Origin of the sequence: Sulfurimonas sp. (assembly GCF_041583195.1) — a bacterium.
GTDB lineage: Bacteria > Campylobacterota > Campylobacteria > Campylobacterales > Sulfurimonadaceae > Sulfurimonas.
Window position 1 is genome coordinate 1 of record NZ_JBFHGL010000006.1, and the last position, 15,843, is coordinate 15,843.

Below are 15,843 nucleotides of genomic sequence, written 5' to 3' on the forward strand. Positions count from 1 at the left end.
AGATGATGCTTCAGGTATGGCAATTGCCGATACACTTCGCCAACAAGCGCAGGGTCTTGGACAAGCTATTATGAATGCAAATGATGCTATTGGTGTTACACAGACTGCGGATGGTGCATTAGATGAGTATACTAAAATTATTGATATTGTAAGAACTAAAGCAATTCAAGCAGCGTCTGATGGTCAAACACTAGATAGTCGTAAAAAAATTCAAGAAGATATTGATAGATTACTAGAGGAAGCGCAGAATATTGCAGCCAGTACATCGTTTAATGGTCAAACACTATTAAATGGTGCATTCCAAAATAAATCTTTCCATATCGGTGCATATTCAGGTGAGACAGTAAAATTATCAATCGGTGATGCACAGCTTGATAATGTTGCAGAGTTCTCTTTCTTAGAAACAACAGTTGGTTTCGGTGGTGCAACTGGTGGTTCTGCTAACTTCTCAGCAAGTTTAAGTGTTAGTGTACTTAATCAAGATGGAACTACTGCTAGTGTAAGTGTTCAAACATCTTTCGCATCTGGTTCACATAAAGCTTATGAAATTACTCAAGCTTTAGTTGATGACTTTAATGCTGCTGCTCAGACAGCTGGTGCTGATGTAAGAGCTAGTATCTATGAAGATGTTGATTCAACTGCAGGTACTGCACAATACGGTATCCGTTTAAGTTCATCTGGTGATTTAACTGGTGTTGGTCTATTCGATGGTAACTTAACTGATGGTTTAACAACTGCAATTGCAGGAAATACAGCAGCAGGATTAGATAACAACTTATCAACTTTAGATGTTACAACTAGACAAGCGGCTGAGAAAGCTATTATAATTGCCGATTATGCTCTTAAAGATGTAGATGGTACACGTGCAGACATTGGTTCTGTTCAAAACCAACTAGAATCTACTATACGTAATATTAGTGTTACTCAGGTGAATGTTAAAGCCGCGGAATCTCAAATCCGTGATGTTGACTTTGCTGCAGAGAGTGCAAACTTTGCAAAACATAATATTTTGGCTCAGTCTGGTTCATATGCAATGAGTCAAGCTAATGCTGTTCAACAAAACGTACTACAATTACTTCAGTAATTTTAATAACTAAAGAGTTTTACTCTTTAGTTTCTTCAAGTGAATTTTTTAGTCTGTTAAAGTCATTCGAAAACGTATCTAAAATATTTCTAGTACCTTCAATAAAGTAAGTTTTAAACTTCTTAATATATTTTTTGTGGTTTTTAATCTCTTTGGTATTTAAAAAATCATCAATATAAGAAGATGTTCTTAGGAAAAATATAACCATTATTTCTTTTAACTCTAATTCACATTTATGACTAACTATCATAGAAGCAAATTTTATGTATGAAGCTAAAAATAGATCTGGGTTAGCATGTGGAGAATTTTCAAACTCTGTTAGATAATTGTAATAATCTTTAATCTGTGTTCCTCTACACTCTATTGCATCTAATTCCGTTCCTATAAGTGAAGTAGTAGAGTATTTGTCAAATATTTGTTTCAACTCTTCATACATAGATGACTTGTCTAACTTTTTATCTATATTAATATCGTTAAATTTTAGCGGTGTAATATTCTCAAATAGAGCACCATCACAAAGGTTGTAAATATTTTGATTTTGAGTTTTAAAAAGTTGTGTTTTTCTATTTATTACTGGAATAGATGCAGCAAATAGGTTAGTCGTTTCTACTGTATCTCTAAAATTACCTTTAACTTTTATGATATTGTCCAGTTGAAATTGATCATTTTCTTCTTCGGCTTTTTGATCTAAAGTTTTTGCCATAAAGTGATCATCCGAGTGAGTTTTTCCATTGTCACCTAGGGCTAAATCTAGACCTAATAGATATATATTTGCTACATTAAAAATTAAAGATAATGAATATATTGTTTCTCCAACACTTGCAACAGTAAGTGTACTTCTATTAAGTTTATACTTTGTTCTGTCTTCATGAAGGTATATCTTTTCTTTATCAAACTGATTAAAAAGCAGTTTTGAAACAGAACCACTAAAAATCAATACGGAACTATCTAAAAAATCAAAGTTCTCAATACTTTTTAGCATTTTATCGGTGGTAAAATCATTTTCATCGATTTGAACAGCAATATCGGGTTTTACACCGACTCTTTGGAGAGTTTTTAAGGCAGTAAAAGCAGCTATTATTATAAACTTATCTTGGTTTTCTACAAGCCAGTCAGTGTTTTTGTGAAGTGATGGACCGGCTCCAACAACCAACCATGGTTTATCAGCAAAGTAGCTTTCATTTTCTTTTTTGGTAATATCCAGATATTTGTAGTGACTTGTTAGACTGTCTATAATTCTTTTATGTTTTACGATAAGTCTTTCATGTGAATAAGTAGCTTCAGGTCTAGATATAAGCATACTTCTAATTTCATCAATTTTATGTTCGTATGCTGATGAAAACATATTAAATTTAATATATTGGTTTTTGAAAAAAGCTTTAAAATAAAAGTCGTTAAAAGTAGTATGAAACTCATTTTTTGTCTCGCTAATTGAGAAGAAAGCAAATATATTGTTTAATTTTTTTGCATAGTTTGTTGTAAAAAGAGAGAGTCTAAATAGTTCAATGTCATCTTCTATAATTAACACTACTTGTAGATCAAACTTTTTGATTATTTTTTCTATATGCATACCAAGTCCGGTACCTATAAAGATAAATTTATCTAGCTTTTTCATACTCATTTCATAATCTGTATTATTGTAGTAATACTCAGTTAAAAATGCAGTAGTAGAGTATTGGGCATATGCATTATTTTCTTTTTTTAACGCTTCTAATGCTACAGGTTCAAATCTTATCTTTCTAAGTGAAATAAAAGTATGGTCATTTTTTTTGTATGTTACTTTATTGGCAAGATTATTTGAAAATTTTTCAGAATTTTCATTGTAAAGGTGATTTCCTGAGTTTAATTCAACAATATCAAAATAGCCATCTTTATATTCAAGATCATATTTTTGGGGATATCTTCCTTCATCTAAGAGAGTCTCTAAGGCTAAAAGTCTATTGTATAAAGGTTGATGATGTTTTTCAAAATACAACATATTGTCTTGATAGTTTTGTATAGCTAATGATTCTATTTCCTGCATTTTAACCTCTTTAAATAATTAGTTTTGATTGTATAGTAATAACATTGATGAGTTACTTAAAAGGGTGTTTTATCCCCAGATACTCTATTTGAGCTAACGCATAACTCTCTATAGTACCAATATCTCTATGATATACATCGTTTAAAAATGTATTTATTCTTCCCATATAATTTGGCAATACATCGTTACTAAAGTCAATCTCTTTTTTGTTTAAAGAGTATAAAAACTCAAATATACTAGGTTCACAAATATATACAGCTCCATTTGCTAAATCTGATGGAGGGTTTTCTACTTTTTCATGAAACTTTTGGACTATACCGAAGCTATCAAGTTCAACGATTCCACAACTTTTTGGATTATCACTATGGAAAAGCATCATAGTTATCTCACATTCTTTTTGACGTTGTCTGTGGCTATTTATAAACGACTGAAAGTTACAAAATGACAAGTTATCTGCATGAACAACCATAAAAGCTTCTGTTTTAAAAAACTCTTTAAGCGATAAAAGAGTTCCACCGGTATTTAAAAGTTCTTTTTCGTATACCAGTGTGATATAGTCTTTATATTTCGATTTAGATACAAAGTCTTCAACTTGTTCATGTAGATATGAAGTATTTATGAAAAACTCTTTGATACCTGCTTTAGTTAAGTTATCTAGCCAATATTCTAATAAAGGTTTACCGTTTATAGGAACTAAACATTTTGGAATATGATCAGTAATAGGAGAAAGTCTAGTACCTAATCCTGCTGCTAATAATAAAGCTTTCATTGCAACATCAACTCATTTATGATTTCTTCTTTATTTATAGGAATATTTCCAACCCTGCTAATTTGTACAGCTGAAGCTAAAGAACCAAGATATGCTGCCTGCCAAATATTTGATCCAACTGCTAGTGCCATTGAGGAACATGTCAGAAGTGAATCTCCTGCACCACTTACATCTTTTACAATACTACCTAGTGCACTGATATTGTCAGTTAGCAGATCGCCTTGATTAGTGTTATAGATCATTACACCTTCTGCACCCAAAGTTGTAAATATATATTTAGTTGATGTTTTATCGGATAGTTTTTTTGAGAGTACTACTAAACCTGATTCAAAATCATTTAGAGCGAGTCTTATTTCTCTCTCTGTAGGTGTTACGAGATCTACATTTTTAAACTTTGATATATCACCGATTTGAGATGAACTTTGAGAGTCTGCAACTATAAATGTATTGTGATCTTTACCAAGCTTAGAAACACGTTCAACAAGTGTTTGAGTAAGCACTCCATAGCTGAAATCTGAGAATATAATAAGATCAATATCTTTTATGGCTTTTTCAATATCGTTTATTATCTTCTCTTCAATCCCTTTATCAATTGAGTGTTGTTTTAAATGGTTTACTCTAAGTAGTGTTTTTGAACTAGCTCTATATCTTTGTTTTAAAGTAGTAGGTCTTGTCGAGTCTTGATATAGATATGTTTTTATGCCAAGTTCTTTTAAATTATTATCCACATATTCATATGTTGAATCATTTCCTATTACTGAGAAAAAACTAACATCAGCTCCTAAAGAAGATGCATGACTTGCAACTATAGCAGCGCCGCCTATAAATTTTTTACTTGCAAGCGGTGAAACAACTATTGTAGGATCTTCCTGGCTCATACCTAGCGGTTCACAAGTTATATATTCATCTATAATCGTATCACCAATAACTAAAACTTTTAAGTTTGAAAACCTTTCCAGGATAGACTTTAAGTCTTCCATATCAAGGTTATGTCTGTTTATAAATGCGCTATTGTGCTTTGTCTTGCTTGTAGGTAGTTGAAACTCTTCATTTAAAAGATCAAGAGAAGCAAATCCTATCTCTCCAGAGGTAAATAGCAGTTTTCCGCCATATGAATTTATTGTATCAAGCTCCGGATTGTATTTGTCTGAAAACTCTTTTCCTTTAACGACAATATCTGGTCTATTTTTCTTGATATATTCAACAGCATTATCTTCTAAAATAAAAGCTTCATCTACATAGCTTGTCGCATTTATTGACTCTAATCTCACTTCTTGAGGAATACTGACGTTGTTTACATTATCCGCATTTATCCCAACACTTAGGAAATCACCGCTTTCTTTGGCAAATTTTAGCAGCCTAAGGTGTCCCGGATGTAAAATATTAAAATCACCGCTTACAAAAACTTTTTTCATAATCTATTCTCTATATATTTGAAATTTAAAGAAGGAAATCTTTTGGATATTGATTCTAACAACTCCAAGGAATATGGAAAAATTACTTGAATGTCAGAATCAATATTCATAGGATGAACAATTTTTTTACCATAAAAAGTTTTATTTGTTTTTTTTAAATTTTCATCTATAAAACATTCTATTTGGAAGTTTAATAAGGATGCACAAAAAAGTGCTGGAGGAGATGTCCCAAATACAGCTACTTTTTTCTTTATATCTGAGATAGAGTCTATTAAATTGTTTATTTGAAGTTTATTTATTTGATGTCTTTGCACATCATTTTCATGCTCGAGTTTTAGAACTTTATCTGTAGCTAACACACTGATCTCTCTGTTAATTTGCTTTTTTGGAAAATATACATTTTTAAAATATTTTTTTAAAATATAAAGCAGTGTGCTTTTATGAAAATGTGATATATGATCTATTGTAAAAATATCAAAAAGGTTTTCATCTATATTTGGAACCTGTAGAACTAAAACACCGTCTTTTTTTAATGATCGTTTAACAGATGATAAAAACTCATTTAAATCCACAATATGCTCAAATACGTGTATAGCAGATATAATATCAAAATAATCTGGAAAGAGCACATCTTGTTTATATATGAAAAACTTTTTGAAGTTTTTTAAATTTTGAAGATTGTTATTTTGACTGATTTTTACATCTTGTGCAAATAAGTTCCAATCAAAAACTTTGGAAAATTCTTCTAAAAAAACACCGGAACCTGTTCCTATATCTAATATATTTCCATGTTCTTTAATAGATTCGCTAATATTATTTATTAGTGTTTTTGAGCGATTTATAGTTGCTTTTTTAGAATCTGTATGCTCCTCTTCTTTACCATTTGTAAGATAGTATGCTTCATAATTACTATAAATATTTTCAATTGTTTTAAGTAGGCTTTCATCTGTCTTTTTTTGTATATGAAAGCATTTTTTACATTCTAAAAGTTGAAAATTTTGATTAGCTGTTTTATTGTCTGAGGTTACAACTTTTTCTTTAGTATAATCAAACAGTATATTAAAGTCATCGTGGTTGCAAACTAGACAGCGTTTATTCATAGTCTATATTCTCTTTCACAAAACTAATATAAGCTTGTCCCCGACCAAAAGCTGAATTAAAAAATTTCATATTTTTTATTTTTGTCGGAGTTATAGAATCATTTATCACTTCTATTGCTTCCTCTATAGCTAATAGTGTCTCTTTTTCAATATCTGATTTCAAATTAATTTTGATTTTTTCTAATATATCAACGATTTTTATTTTATCATCTGAATTTTTTATTGCCTTGATCAATTCCAAACAATATTTTGAGAGTTCTATATTGGATTTATAATCTCTGTCTTTTTGTATAAATCTATAATCAATAAAGTTATGCCATTTTTCTAGCATCTGTTCTTGAAATACTTGATTGTATTCGAATGTATTTGTGGGCAGCTGCTTATACCATGAATAGTTATTAAATATGTTGGGAGATATACCAAGGATATAATTGTTTTTTAATAGCTCAATAGCATCATTTATCGAAAGTGTATGCTCAAGTATAGCATCTCCTACAAGGTTGTCTAAACACCAATCAGAATAACTTCTTGTCATACCTTTTAAAGTATCAAGATGTGATGAAAATGAGTCAACTAATATTTTTACTTTTTCATCAATATCTTCAATATCTTTTATTAAAACATTTGCCATATATTTTCTTATTATTTCAAAAAATACAGACACTTGGTCCGATGTTGTCATGATAAATATACCGTTTGGTTTTAATAATGATTGAATGATCTTAATAAATTGTTCTTTTGAACTTAATCCTGGTATAAGACCTTCACAAATAATGATGTCGTATTGTTTGATAGCTTTAAACTCTTCTAGCATCTCATTAAATATAAAAACATTTTTATCTAAATTTTTAAAATTATTTTTTAGTTCATGATAGCCTTGTGTACTCGGTTCTATTAATGTATAAGTTTTTGGACCATAGCTATATGTAACTAAAGCGTTGTACCCACCACCTGGTCCAATTTCTAAAATATCTTTATCTTTAAAGATAAGATGAGAAGCACCGAGTTGTCTATATAGATTATTACGTCTTCTTACATGCTCTTTAAAATTATCTATATCTTGAACAACAGGAGAGATTTTGTATTTTTCATAAAAACTTAAATATTCATTCATTATACGCCCCCTTGAAGTTCAATTAATGAACCTGTAGCATGCATACTGTCTATTTCGCATAGTGAAGATATGTAAGGTGTTAAGTCTTCAGGAGTAGCAAATTTTTTTAATGGAACCTCGTCAACTCTTTTTTTATAATATTGCGGATCATTCTCTTGTTTTATTTTCCAGTCGCTATTTTCGTGCATAATTATGTTTGGAACTATCGCACAAAACATAATATTATCCAAAGCATAGTATCTTGCACAATTTTTTATATATATATTAACAGCAGCCTTACTCATAGAGTAACATGGTGAGGCATTACCTGTTAAAGATGCAGAAGAACTGATATGTATAATTTTTTGAATATATTTATTAGCTTGAAATTTAGGAATAAAATAGTTGTTTATCAATATTGCACTATTAATATTTAAATCCATAGTTTTATTGAGTATATTTATATTGATTGGATGTTTGTCGTTTATAACTTTTCCACCAAGTGAGTGAATAATAATATTTGGCAAGAGCTTATGTTTTGTAAAAAAATCATCTAATTCTTTTGGCATTTCATCTGTTGTAAGATCGCAGCAAAATATATGATGCAGATCTTGATTGTGTAGTTTTGCTTTTGCACTTTTTAATCTGTCTATATCCCGACCGTTCAATATTACTGAATAACCTTTTTTTGACAAATCCAAAGCTATTTCAAAACCAAATCCACTACTTGAAGCAGTTATAAAAACAACTTTTTGCATCATTAATCTTTTGGACTTGTACATAACATAATGTAGTACCAAGCTAATTTTTGAAATCCGGTATGTACCATCTCATCATTCATGGAAAAAGGAAAAATTCTATCAAAATTAATAGATAGCTCTCTCTCTAAATCATCTCTGTCTGGACAGTTAATATGTGATGCCTGACTTAGTGGACTTTGAAATTCATAGGAATAGATACTTGGTACTCCGCAAGCAAAAAAACCGTTTGGTTTTAGCAGTTTAGAAATTTTTTCAATAAATTTTCTACCATCTTCGATACTTAAGTGCTCTAATACATCTAAACAAACAATTGAGTCATATTTCTTTTCTTCATCAAGCAAGAATAGATCTTTTACTTCAAATTTAACGTTGTCTCTTCTACTGAGTTCTTGTGCTTCTGCAATCTCTTGCTTTTGAACATCAATACCATAAACACTTTTGCAGTTTTGTGATAAATATATTGAGCCTAGACCTGAACCACAACCAACTTCAAGCACTTCGTCTGTTGGCTTTAACATCTTTGCAACAAATTTATATCTGCTTAATCTAATGAGTATGTTTGACATACTTTTATCAATAAACTGTGCATACATTGGAGGCAGGTTTACTCCATCGGGATAATTTTTATACACTTCATTGATTAAATCACTATACTCATCAACACTTTTATGGTATTTCCCAACATTCAAATCTTTTGCCATTATACAAATCCTAGGTGTTCTACATTTAAGTAGTCTAATATCATTTTGTTTTTATTATCTGCTACACAATGGTTGTTGCAGTGGACTTTTGGATTTATTTTAAAAAAATTATTTTTATCACTAAACCAAAACTCTTTAAAACTACTATCTTTTATACTTCCCATAAGCCCATTATCCAAGTTATAAGCTTTATCTTGACAAGGGTAAATATTCAAATCTGCTCCTATGACTGGCAGTATTTGTGAATAAGGGCACCATTCATAATCTTTTGCAGATGCTTCCTCTTGCCAGTGGTATAGTTCATTTACCTCAAAGTTATTATCTTCAAGTTCCTGTTTTACTTTTATAGACATTGCTTTTGCCTGATCATAAAACGGTTTATGGTACTCATTGTTTTTAGTACCGTCGTTGTCAACTATACATGGGGATATTTTAATGCTGTCTACACCTATATCTTTCATCAACTGTGAAAACTCATATATCTTTGAGTAATTTTTATTATCGACTATAAAACTGACACCGAGATTACAGGTTCTATTTGGAAGACTTGCAAACTTTTTCATATTATCTACAATCTTGCTGAATTCACCTATTTTTACACCTCTGTATTCAGCGTAACTCTCATCATCATAACCATCTATAGAAACTCTTACCCATGTTGCATTATATGCAAACAGTTCGGCTATTTCATCTTTTAGTCTGCTTCCATTTGTTAAAGATGCAAATGATATGTTTGATTCTATAACTTTTTTGATTGTATCAGTGAAGTATCTGTATGTAAAAGGTTCCCCTCCACCGCTAAAAGTTATGGCTTTGATACCCATCTCTTTACAATCATCAATTATCTGCATCATTTTATCATGTGGAATATAATCTCTCTCAACCATATCTTGTCCAAGTTGAAGATTATCAGCTTTATATGCACAGTACCAACAATCATGATTACATACATTTGTCGGTTTAATTCTAATATGGATAGGTGCCTTAATATCTGTTATATTTTTTGGTAGCGAGTCGAGCTTATTTTGGTAATGAAATATTTTTAAATTGGAATATTTATTTGCCATAACATTTCCTTTTATTCAAAATAGATAAATTCATAATCACCATCATATCCCCATTCGTTATACATCCAAACCCATTCATCCGGTCTGAAAAAACTTTCACAAGTTAAAGCCCAACATTCAAGATTAAACAATTCAGCCTCATTTCTATAAGCTTCGACCATAATATATTTATTTTTAGCGACTCTTTGACATTCTTGAACAGCTTTTTTTAGATCGTATATTTTTAGATTATGTAAAGTTGTCAAAGATATTAGCAAATCAAACTCATTGTCTTTAAACGGGTAACTATCTTCTGCTTTGTGTAGTGTCAAAGAATCTTTTATTTCCTCTTTTGCATTCTCTAAAGCATACTCACTGCTGTCTATACCGACAACTGTACTATTTGGAAGTAGCTGTTTTAGTTCGTACAATAAAAATGCTTTTCCACATCCAACATCAAGTATTTTACAGCCATCTTTTAGATCATACTCTCTAATTAGATCTTCTGCAACAACTTTCCATCTTCCATCATATTTATAACCGCCATAGCCGTACTTTCTATCACCATCCCAATAGTCATATCCATACTCTTTTGATTTAACCATGGCATTTATTTTATCATCAACCATTCTTGATACATAATCCCTTGATGTTCTTGTATGAAGCTTTGTTACGATATCTAAAAGTTTACCCATTGATAATATCCTTTATTTTCTCTCCAATAGTATGGCCGTCAATTCCATAGTGTTCTCTCAAATAATCTCTATTACCTATTTTATGAATATACTCATTTTTAATACCAAACTTGTATATTTTATTATCTACTTTATCTCTTAGCATTGATCCAAATCCACCGTTTATAAAGTGTTCTTCAAGTACAAATATTTTGTCGAAATCTTCTAAGAATGATGACCAATCAAACTCACTTGTTAACATAGGCATTGTTACTATGTTTAGATCAACAAAGTCTAAAATTTTGCTAACTTCATCTACAATAGAACCATGCACTATGAGAATGTGTTTAGAGTTTGTTTTATTGATAAATATAGGTTTTGTAATATCAATATCATCTTTATGTATAATCTCTTCACCGTTTTTGGCTATTCTTATATAACTTGGTTTTTGGCTTTTATATGCATACTTGAAACACTCTATGGCTTCGACTGGATCTGCTGGTGAGAATATGTCAAGGTTTGGCATTGTTGAAGCAAGTGCAATATCTTCAACTACATAATGTGTTACACCGGCTGGTGCATAAGTTATACCGCTTCCTGTTCCAATTAATATCATAGGCAGTTCTTGGTAGCATATGTCGTTTCGTACAAACTCATAAGGTCTCATTATGACAAAAGGAGCGATATTATAATAAATAACTTTGTGACCCATTAAAGACAGTCCGGCTCCAAATCCAATATCAAGCTGCTCATTTACTCCTGGATTGATAAACTGTTTGCTATCTTTAAAATCATCCCATACACCAAGTCCGGCATCACCTGCTATAACAAAAAGTGTCTCATCTACTTTTGCGATTTTTTTGATTTCATTTGCGACACTATTTCTCATCTGAAGATCCCTCTAGCTCAAGTATAGCTTTTTGTTTAATTTCATCTGTAACTATATAGTAATGCCAGATAAGCTCATCTTCCATGAAGCTAACCCCTTTACCTTTTGTTGTGTCACATATTATCATCTTCGGCTTGTTTGTTTTAGTATTAACAGCATCTAAAATTGCTTTATAATCATGACCATCAATCCTAAATACTTCCCAGTTAAATGCTTCAAACTTTTTATCTATAGGTTCATATGAAAGTATCTCGTCAGCTCTTGCATATCCTTGAAGATTATTTCTGTCTATGAATACTGTCAAGTTATTAAGCTCAAGTTTTGGAGCTAGCATAGCTGCCTCCCAAACACTCCCTTCCTGACTTTCTCCATCACCCATCAGTACATAAACTTTTCTCTCGCTACCTTTTAATTTTAAGGCATGTGCCATACCTGATGCTATAGGAAGACCATGGCCGAGACTTCCGGCACTTATTTCTATATATGGATTTGTAAGTCTATCTGTATGGGCTGGTAATGTACCGCCATTTTGATAATAACCCTCTAAATCATCTTTACTTAGAAGACCTTTCTCATGTAAAGTAGCGTATAGAGTCATAGCAGAGTGTGCCTTGGATAGGATAAACAGATCTCTGTTTTCATAATCATCCAAGTTTAATATCTTAAAATATAAAGTGGTTAATATATCTGTACAGCTTAAAGCGGAACCGATATGTGGAGAACCTGATAGATTTGCGATATGTAAAATGTTTTTTCTAATATTTGTAGCTATCTGTTTCACTAAAATCCTTATATAAAATTAATATGTTCTATAGATGGATTTTTTAGCTCCCATAAATAGTTGTTAATTTGATGATGTCTACAATTTGGTTGGCAATTGTTTTTGTCTATGCAATCATTGATATAGTTTATACTATCGGCTTTTTTAGCAGATTCCCAAATTTCTTTAAAAGTGTTTTGAAAAATATTCCCCATTATAGTTTTTTTATCATATTGGTGGGAAAAACAACTGTAAACGTCACCGTTTTCATCTATAAATACAATGAATTCTAACCCGTAACATTTGTTATATGCCCTTTGAGATGTTAAGTTTTTGGTACTTCTAACCAAGAAGGTAAAATTTTCATCACTAAGATCTTTTGCTTTTTTTGATAAGTCCTCTATAAATTCGTCATCAATACTCTCAGTAACTTTAAATTCATTATGGGAATGATCGTAAAAGTGTTTCACGCTGAAGTAATCAACACCAAGAGATTTTAATCTTTTTCCATGTTCAAGTGCAAAGTCTTTATTTTCAGGAATAAGTACAAACTGTGTCCCTATAGTGATTTGACTATTTAATCTGGTTTTTGCTTCTTTTAACTTTTTTATATTTTCTATTACTTTTTTAAAGTCATCATTTTTTGTTTGATGAACGTAAGCATAGTTTTCCTCACTACCTGCATTAAATGAGAATCTTATCCAAGTTAAACATTTAGCAAGTATGTCAAAATGTTCATCTTTTAAGAGTGCCCCGTTTGTACTTAATGCGACATCTAGTCCCAGACTTTTTGCCAATTCAATTGCCTCAATTGTATCAACATGTAAAGTTGGTTCACCGTTACCTGCAAATACTAAAGATTTTACACCCATTTGAGCTAGTTCTTTTACAAGCTCAGGTATTTTCCCTTTTTTAAATTTACCTTCATGACCAAGATAATTGTAATGACAAAACAAACATTTGTGGTTACATATTCCTGTTGGAGATATCTCAACATATATTGGAGCTTGAAGCTTGCCTTCAAACATATCCGATATCTCTTTTGGATGGTAGTTTATTTTATGACCATCAAGTAGATTACTACTCATTTTTATCTCCTAGACATTCAAACCAGTCTTTTGTAGCATCTTTAATGCTATCTTCATCCCAAACAGGAGCTTCTCTCCATTGTTCAATGTTCTCAAGCATAGTTTTTACACCATCTTCAAAGCTTACTTTTGGTGTCCACCCAAGCATTCTTTTTATTTTGCTGATATCTGCAAATGTTGAATCAGGTTCACCGGGTCTTTTTGGAATGTATATTTTTTCTCCACCTAGTAGTTCTACTAAATAGTTTATACTATAAGTATTATCACTGCCTACGTTAAAAATTTCTCCGGTTATATTACTCTCGGCAGCTTTATAACAAGCATCTACAATATCTGTCACATATGTAAAGTCTCTAGTTTGTTCACCATCTCCTACAACGGTTAGTGGTTTATTATTTAAAAGTTGTGCTAAAAAAACTCCAAATACCGCACCATAAGTTCCGCTTGTTCGATGCCTTACTCCATAAACATTAAAAAATCTCATTGATACGACAGGCATGTCATATACCTGTCCCCAATGCATAACATATTGCTCACCAACAGTTTTTGTATGTGCATAAGGATATTCAGGTTTTATAGGACTTGTTTCGGGAGTAGGGTAGATATCAGGTATGCCGTAGCATGAACTTGAAGCTGCATATACAAATTTTTTTAGATTTTTAGATTTTTTAGCAGCTTGAAGTACCTGTATAGTTCCGTCAACATTTGCTTTGTGATATTTAACAGGATTATTTATAGATGGGACGATATCTGCAAGGGCGGCATAATGAAAAACATAATCAACATCTTCAAAGTATTGATCAAGTTCTATTTGGTAGTCTCCTATATCTGCTTGAATAAATTTTATTTTTCCCTTGTGCTGTTCAATGTTGTCAAGACGACCGTTGGCTAGATTGTCAATAACTGTTACGTCATGACCTTTAGAGACCAATAAGTCAACCATATGTGAGCCTATAAAACCTGCTCCTCCTGTAACTACTGCTTTCATTTTTTCGTCTTTTTATTAATTTGTTCAAAGATTATATTCATAAACTCATCATATGTAAAATGTTCTAACATCTCTTTGGACATATATTTTTTAGGTTTTATATTATTGTCTAAAATATAATTTAATTCATCTTGTGTTTTAAAATATAAACACTCATCATCCCAAGTATTTTCTTCATGCGTTAAATCTCTACAATCATATACTACAGGAATAGCCCCGCTATGGACAAGTTCCCCAAGTCTTTGAGTATTGATTGCTGAAGCTGATGCAGATAAAACGTATTTTGCACTATTGTAGATTCTATTTAAATCATCTTTTTCTGCTTTACCTTTAAATTTGTCTATGATGTTGTCATTTTTGCTTTGTTTCCAGTTAGATCCATATACTTCTACTTCTTTTGAAGTATTCTGAGATATCCAAGATACACAAGCAGTTCTTACATAAGCTTGTTGAACACGATTTATAAATGTTGGTTTATCAGAAACATCAACTTTTTTCTTTGCAAAAATTTCTATTAATGTTTCAGATGATAATGTATCTCCATTTTCAATAACTTCCATAATATCATTATGGATGTCTTTGTGCGTATCTATATAGTCAACATCTGCGTAATAGCTTCCTACAAAAATTATTTTATCCTCTTTTTTTATCGTTTCATCAAGATAAAATTGATTTGTATCAACAGGTATAATGTCATACTTAAAAATTTTATTTTTATCTACACCTTTCTTTAGTAAAAGGTCAGTGAAAATTTTATGATATGAAAATATATAGTCTCTATCTTTAAGGTTTATTGGTTGATTATTTGTTAGTAGAGGCATAGAGTCTTGGAACCATACAAAATAAAATAGGTCCTTACTAAATAAGAAACTATTGAAGTAATTTATGTTAATGATTGCGTGAGGATTAAATACAAGTAAATTTCTTTTACATTCTGGATCATACATCCCATAGCTCATGTCGAAAAATACTTCATAACCTCTTTTTATTAGTTCGTCAGCTATATTTTTAGAGACATATTGCATAACCTGTGTAGATGAGTTTGCAGGTATATAAAACCTTAGTTTTTCACTGAAGTCTAGTTTTGTATTTTGAAGTGCTATGAGATAGTTCTTATTAAACTCATGTCTAAGTCTTTTAGCTTGTTCTAATGCATTTTTAAAGTTTAACACAATATCTTCTTTAACGTCATTAGATAAGTTTAAACCATCTAAGTTTATTTGTCTAGGAAGTCTATAGACACCTTCTCCTAATGAATGTACAAAAGATTCAAACGGTAAATGAATGAGATTGACTAGATCCGTCTCCATTTTGTCGCCGGCATAATAACAAACTTGCAACATATGTGGTACCGGTCTATTCTGTTGAGAAGCAACCTTATGAGCTTCATTATAGTCAAGAAAATAAGTATCTATCATAACAATTAATCTTTATATTTATTTTTATTTAGTA

15 protein-coding genes are annotated in these 15,843 nt (G+C 31.0%); 1 reads left to right on the forward strand and 14 read right to left on the reverse strand.

Annotated features, from left to right (window positions below; all coding sequences use genetic code 11):
* The coding region (locus ABZA65_RS06745) for a flagellin (protein ID WP_373071972.1) at positions 1 to 1,084 on the forward strand (1,084 nt) is incomplete at its 5' end.
* Positions 1,085 to 1,103: 19 nt separating this feature from the next.
* Here ABZA65_RS06745 and ABZA65_RS06750 read toward each other — a convergent pair.
* Genes ABZA65_RS06750 through ABZA65_RS06815 form a run of 14 tightly spaced genes read right to left on the reverse strand, consistent with a single transcriptional unit; the run spans position 1,104 to position 15,809 of the window.
* Positions 1,104 to 3,107, reverse strand: a complete 2,004-nt coding sequence (locus tag ABZA65_RS06750) for a 6-hydroxymethylpterin diphosphokinase MptE-like protein (protein WP_373071974.1) — start codon at positions 3,105 to 3,107, stop codon at positions 1,104 to 1,106.
* A gap of 52 nt (positions 3,108 to 3,159) precedes the next feature.
* A complete protein-coding gene (locus tag ABZA65_RS06755) occupies positions 3,160 to 3,876 on the reverse strand; it encodes a nucleotidyltransferase family protein (protein WP_373071976.1) in 717 nt (238 codons plus the stop codon).
* Entirely contained in the window at positions 3,873 to 5,291 is a 1,419-nt protein-coding gene (locus ABZA65_RS06760) for a PfkB family carbohydrate kinase (protein WP_373071978.1), read from the reverse strand. Before ABZA65_RS06760 ends, ABZA65_RS06755 begins: the two co-directional genes overlap by 4 nt.
* Positions 5,288 to 6,391: a class I SAM-dependent methyltransferase gene (locus tag ABZA65_RS06765; RefSeq protein WP_373071980.1), complete on the reverse strand. Its 1,104-nt coding sequence runs from the start codon at positions 6,389 to 6,391 to the stop codon at positions 5,288 to 5,290. Before ABZA65_RS06765 ends, ABZA65_RS06760 begins: the two co-directional genes overlap by 4 nt.
* Positions 6,384 to 7,505 carry a class I SAM-dependent methyltransferase gene (locus tag ABZA65_RS06770; protein ID WP_373071982.1) on the reverse strand — a complete coding sequence of 374 codons (1,122 nt, stop codon included), beginning with the start codon at positions 7,503 to 7,505 and terminating at the stop codon, positions 6,384 to 6,386. The genes ABZA65_RS06765 and ABZA65_RS06770 overlap by 8 nt, the downstream gene beginning before the upstream one ends.
* Entirely contained in the window at positions 7,505 to 8,242 is a 738-nt protein-coding gene (locus ABZA65_RS06775) for an SDR family oxidoreductase (RefSeq protein WP_373071984.1), read from the reverse strand. The genes ABZA65_RS06770 and ABZA65_RS06775 overlap by 1 nt, the downstream gene beginning before the upstream one ends.
* 2 nt (positions 8,243 to 8,244) lie before the next feature.
* Positions 8,245 to 8,946 (reverse strand): class I SAM-dependent methyltransferase, encoded by a 702-nt coding sequence (locus ABZA65_RS06780; RefSeq protein ID WP_373071986.1) that lies wholly within the window; start codon positions 8,944 to 8,946, stop codon positions 8,245 to 8,247.
* Positions 8,946 to 10,013, reverse strand: a complete 1,068-nt coding sequence (locus tag ABZA65_RS06785) for a radical SAM/SPASM domain-containing protein (RefSeq protein ID WP_373071988.1) — start codon at positions 10,011 to 10,013, stop codon at positions 8,946 to 8,948. Before ABZA65_RS06785 ends, ABZA65_RS06780 begins: the two co-directional genes overlap by 1 nt.
* 11 nt (positions 10,014 to 10,024) lie before the next feature.
* On the reverse strand, positions 10,025 to 10,687 hold the full coding sequence (locus ABZA65_RS06790; protein ID WP_373071990.1) for a class I SAM-dependent methyltransferase: 663 nt from the start codon (positions 10,685 to 10,687) through the stop codon (positions 10,025 to 10,027).
* Positions 10,680 to 11,555, reverse strand: coding sequence for a transketolase (locus tag ABZA65_RS06795; RefSeq protein ID WP_373071992.1), 876 nt, complete (start codon positions 11,553 to 11,555; stop codon positions 10,680 to 10,682). Before ABZA65_RS06795 ends, ABZA65_RS06790 begins: the two co-directional genes overlap by 8 nt.
* A complete protein-coding gene (locus ABZA65_RS06800; protein WP_373071994.1) occupies positions 11,545 to 12,336 on the reverse strand; it encodes a transketolase in 792 nt (263 codons plus the stop codon). The genes ABZA65_RS06795 and ABZA65_RS06800 overlap by 11 nt, the downstream gene beginning before the upstream one ends.
* Positions 12,337 to 12,344: 8 nt before the next feature.
* Complete coding sequence (locus tag ABZA65_RS06805; protein WP_373071996.1) at positions 12,345 to 13,403, reverse strand: radical SAM protein; 1,059 nt, start codon at positions 13,401 to 13,403, stop codon at positions 12,345 to 12,347.
* Positions 13,396 to 14,391, reverse strand: a complete 996-nt coding sequence (locus ABZA65_RS06810; protein ID WP_373071998.1) for an SDR family oxidoreductase — start codon at positions 14,389 to 14,391, stop codon at positions 13,396 to 13,398. The genes ABZA65_RS06805 and ABZA65_RS06810 overlap by 8 nt, the downstream gene beginning before the upstream one ends.
* Positions 14,388 to 15,809, reverse strand: coding sequence for a hypothetical protein (locus ABZA65_RS06815; protein WP_373072000.1), 1,422 nt, complete (start codon positions 15,807 to 15,809; stop codon positions 14,388 to 14,390). Before ABZA65_RS06815 ends, ABZA65_RS06810 begins: the two co-directional genes overlap by 4 nt.
* Positions 15,810 to 15,843 lie beyond the last annotated feature (34 nt).

What these genes read in the sequence shown, in the direction of transcription:
- ABZA65_RS06750 (WP_373071974.1), bottom strand. Translation starts at nt 3,107, where the DNA reads ATGCAGGAAATAGAATCATTAGCTATACAAAACTATCAAGACAATATG.
- ABZA65_RS06755 (WP_373071976.1), bottom strand. Translation starts at nt 3,876, where the DNA reads ATGAAAGCTTTATTATTAGCAGCAGGATTAGGTACTAGACTTTCTCCT.
- ABZA65_RS06760 (WP_373071978.1), bottom strand. Translation starts at nt 5,291, where the DNA reads ATGAAAAAAGTTTTTGTAAGCGGTGATTTTAATATTTTACATCCGGGA.
- ABZA65_RS06765 (WP_373071980.1), bottom strand. Translation starts at nt 6,391, where the DNA reads ATGAATAAACGCTGTCTAGTTTGCAACCACGATGACTTTAATATACTG.
- ABZA65_RS06770 (WP_373071982.1), bottom strand. Translation starts at nt 7,505, where the DNA reads ATGAATGAATATTTAAGTTTTTATGAAAAATACAAAATCTCTCCTGTT.
- ABZA65_RS06775 (WP_373071984.1), bottom strand. Translation starts at nt 8,242, where the DNA reads ATGCAAAAAGTTGTTTTTATAACTGCTTCAAGTAGTGGATTTGGTTTT.
- ABZA65_RS06780 (WP_373071986.1), bottom strand. Translation starts at nt 8,946, where the DNA reads ATGGCAAAAGATTTGAATGTTGGGAAATACCATAAAAGTGTTGATGAG.
- ABZA65_RS06785 (WP_373071988.1), bottom strand. Translation starts at nt 10,013, where the DNA reads ATGGCAAATAAATATTCCAATTTAAAAATATTTCATTACCAAAATAAG.
- ABZA65_RS06790 (WP_373071990.1), bottom strand. Translation starts at nt 10,687, where the DNA reads ATGGGTAAACTTTTAGATATCGTAACAAAGCTTCATACAAGAACATCA.
- ABZA65_RS06795 (WP_373071992.1), bottom strand. Translation starts at nt 11,555, where the DNA reads ATGAGAAATAGTGTCGCAAATGAAATCAAAAAAATCGCAAAAGTAGAT.
- ABZA65_RS06805 (WP_373071996.1), bottom strand. Translation starts at nt 13,403, where the DNA reads ATGAGTAGTAATCTACTTGATGGTCATAAAATAAACTACCATCCAAAA.
- ABZA65_RS06810 (WP_373071998.1), bottom strand. Translation starts at nt 14,391, where the DNA reads ATGAAAGCAGTAGTTACAGGAGGAGCAGGTTTTATAGGCTCACATATG.
- ABZA65_RS06815 (WP_373072000.1), bottom strand. Translation starts at nt 15,809, where the DNA reads ATGATAGATACTTATTTTCTTGACTATAATGAAGCTCATAAGGTTGCT.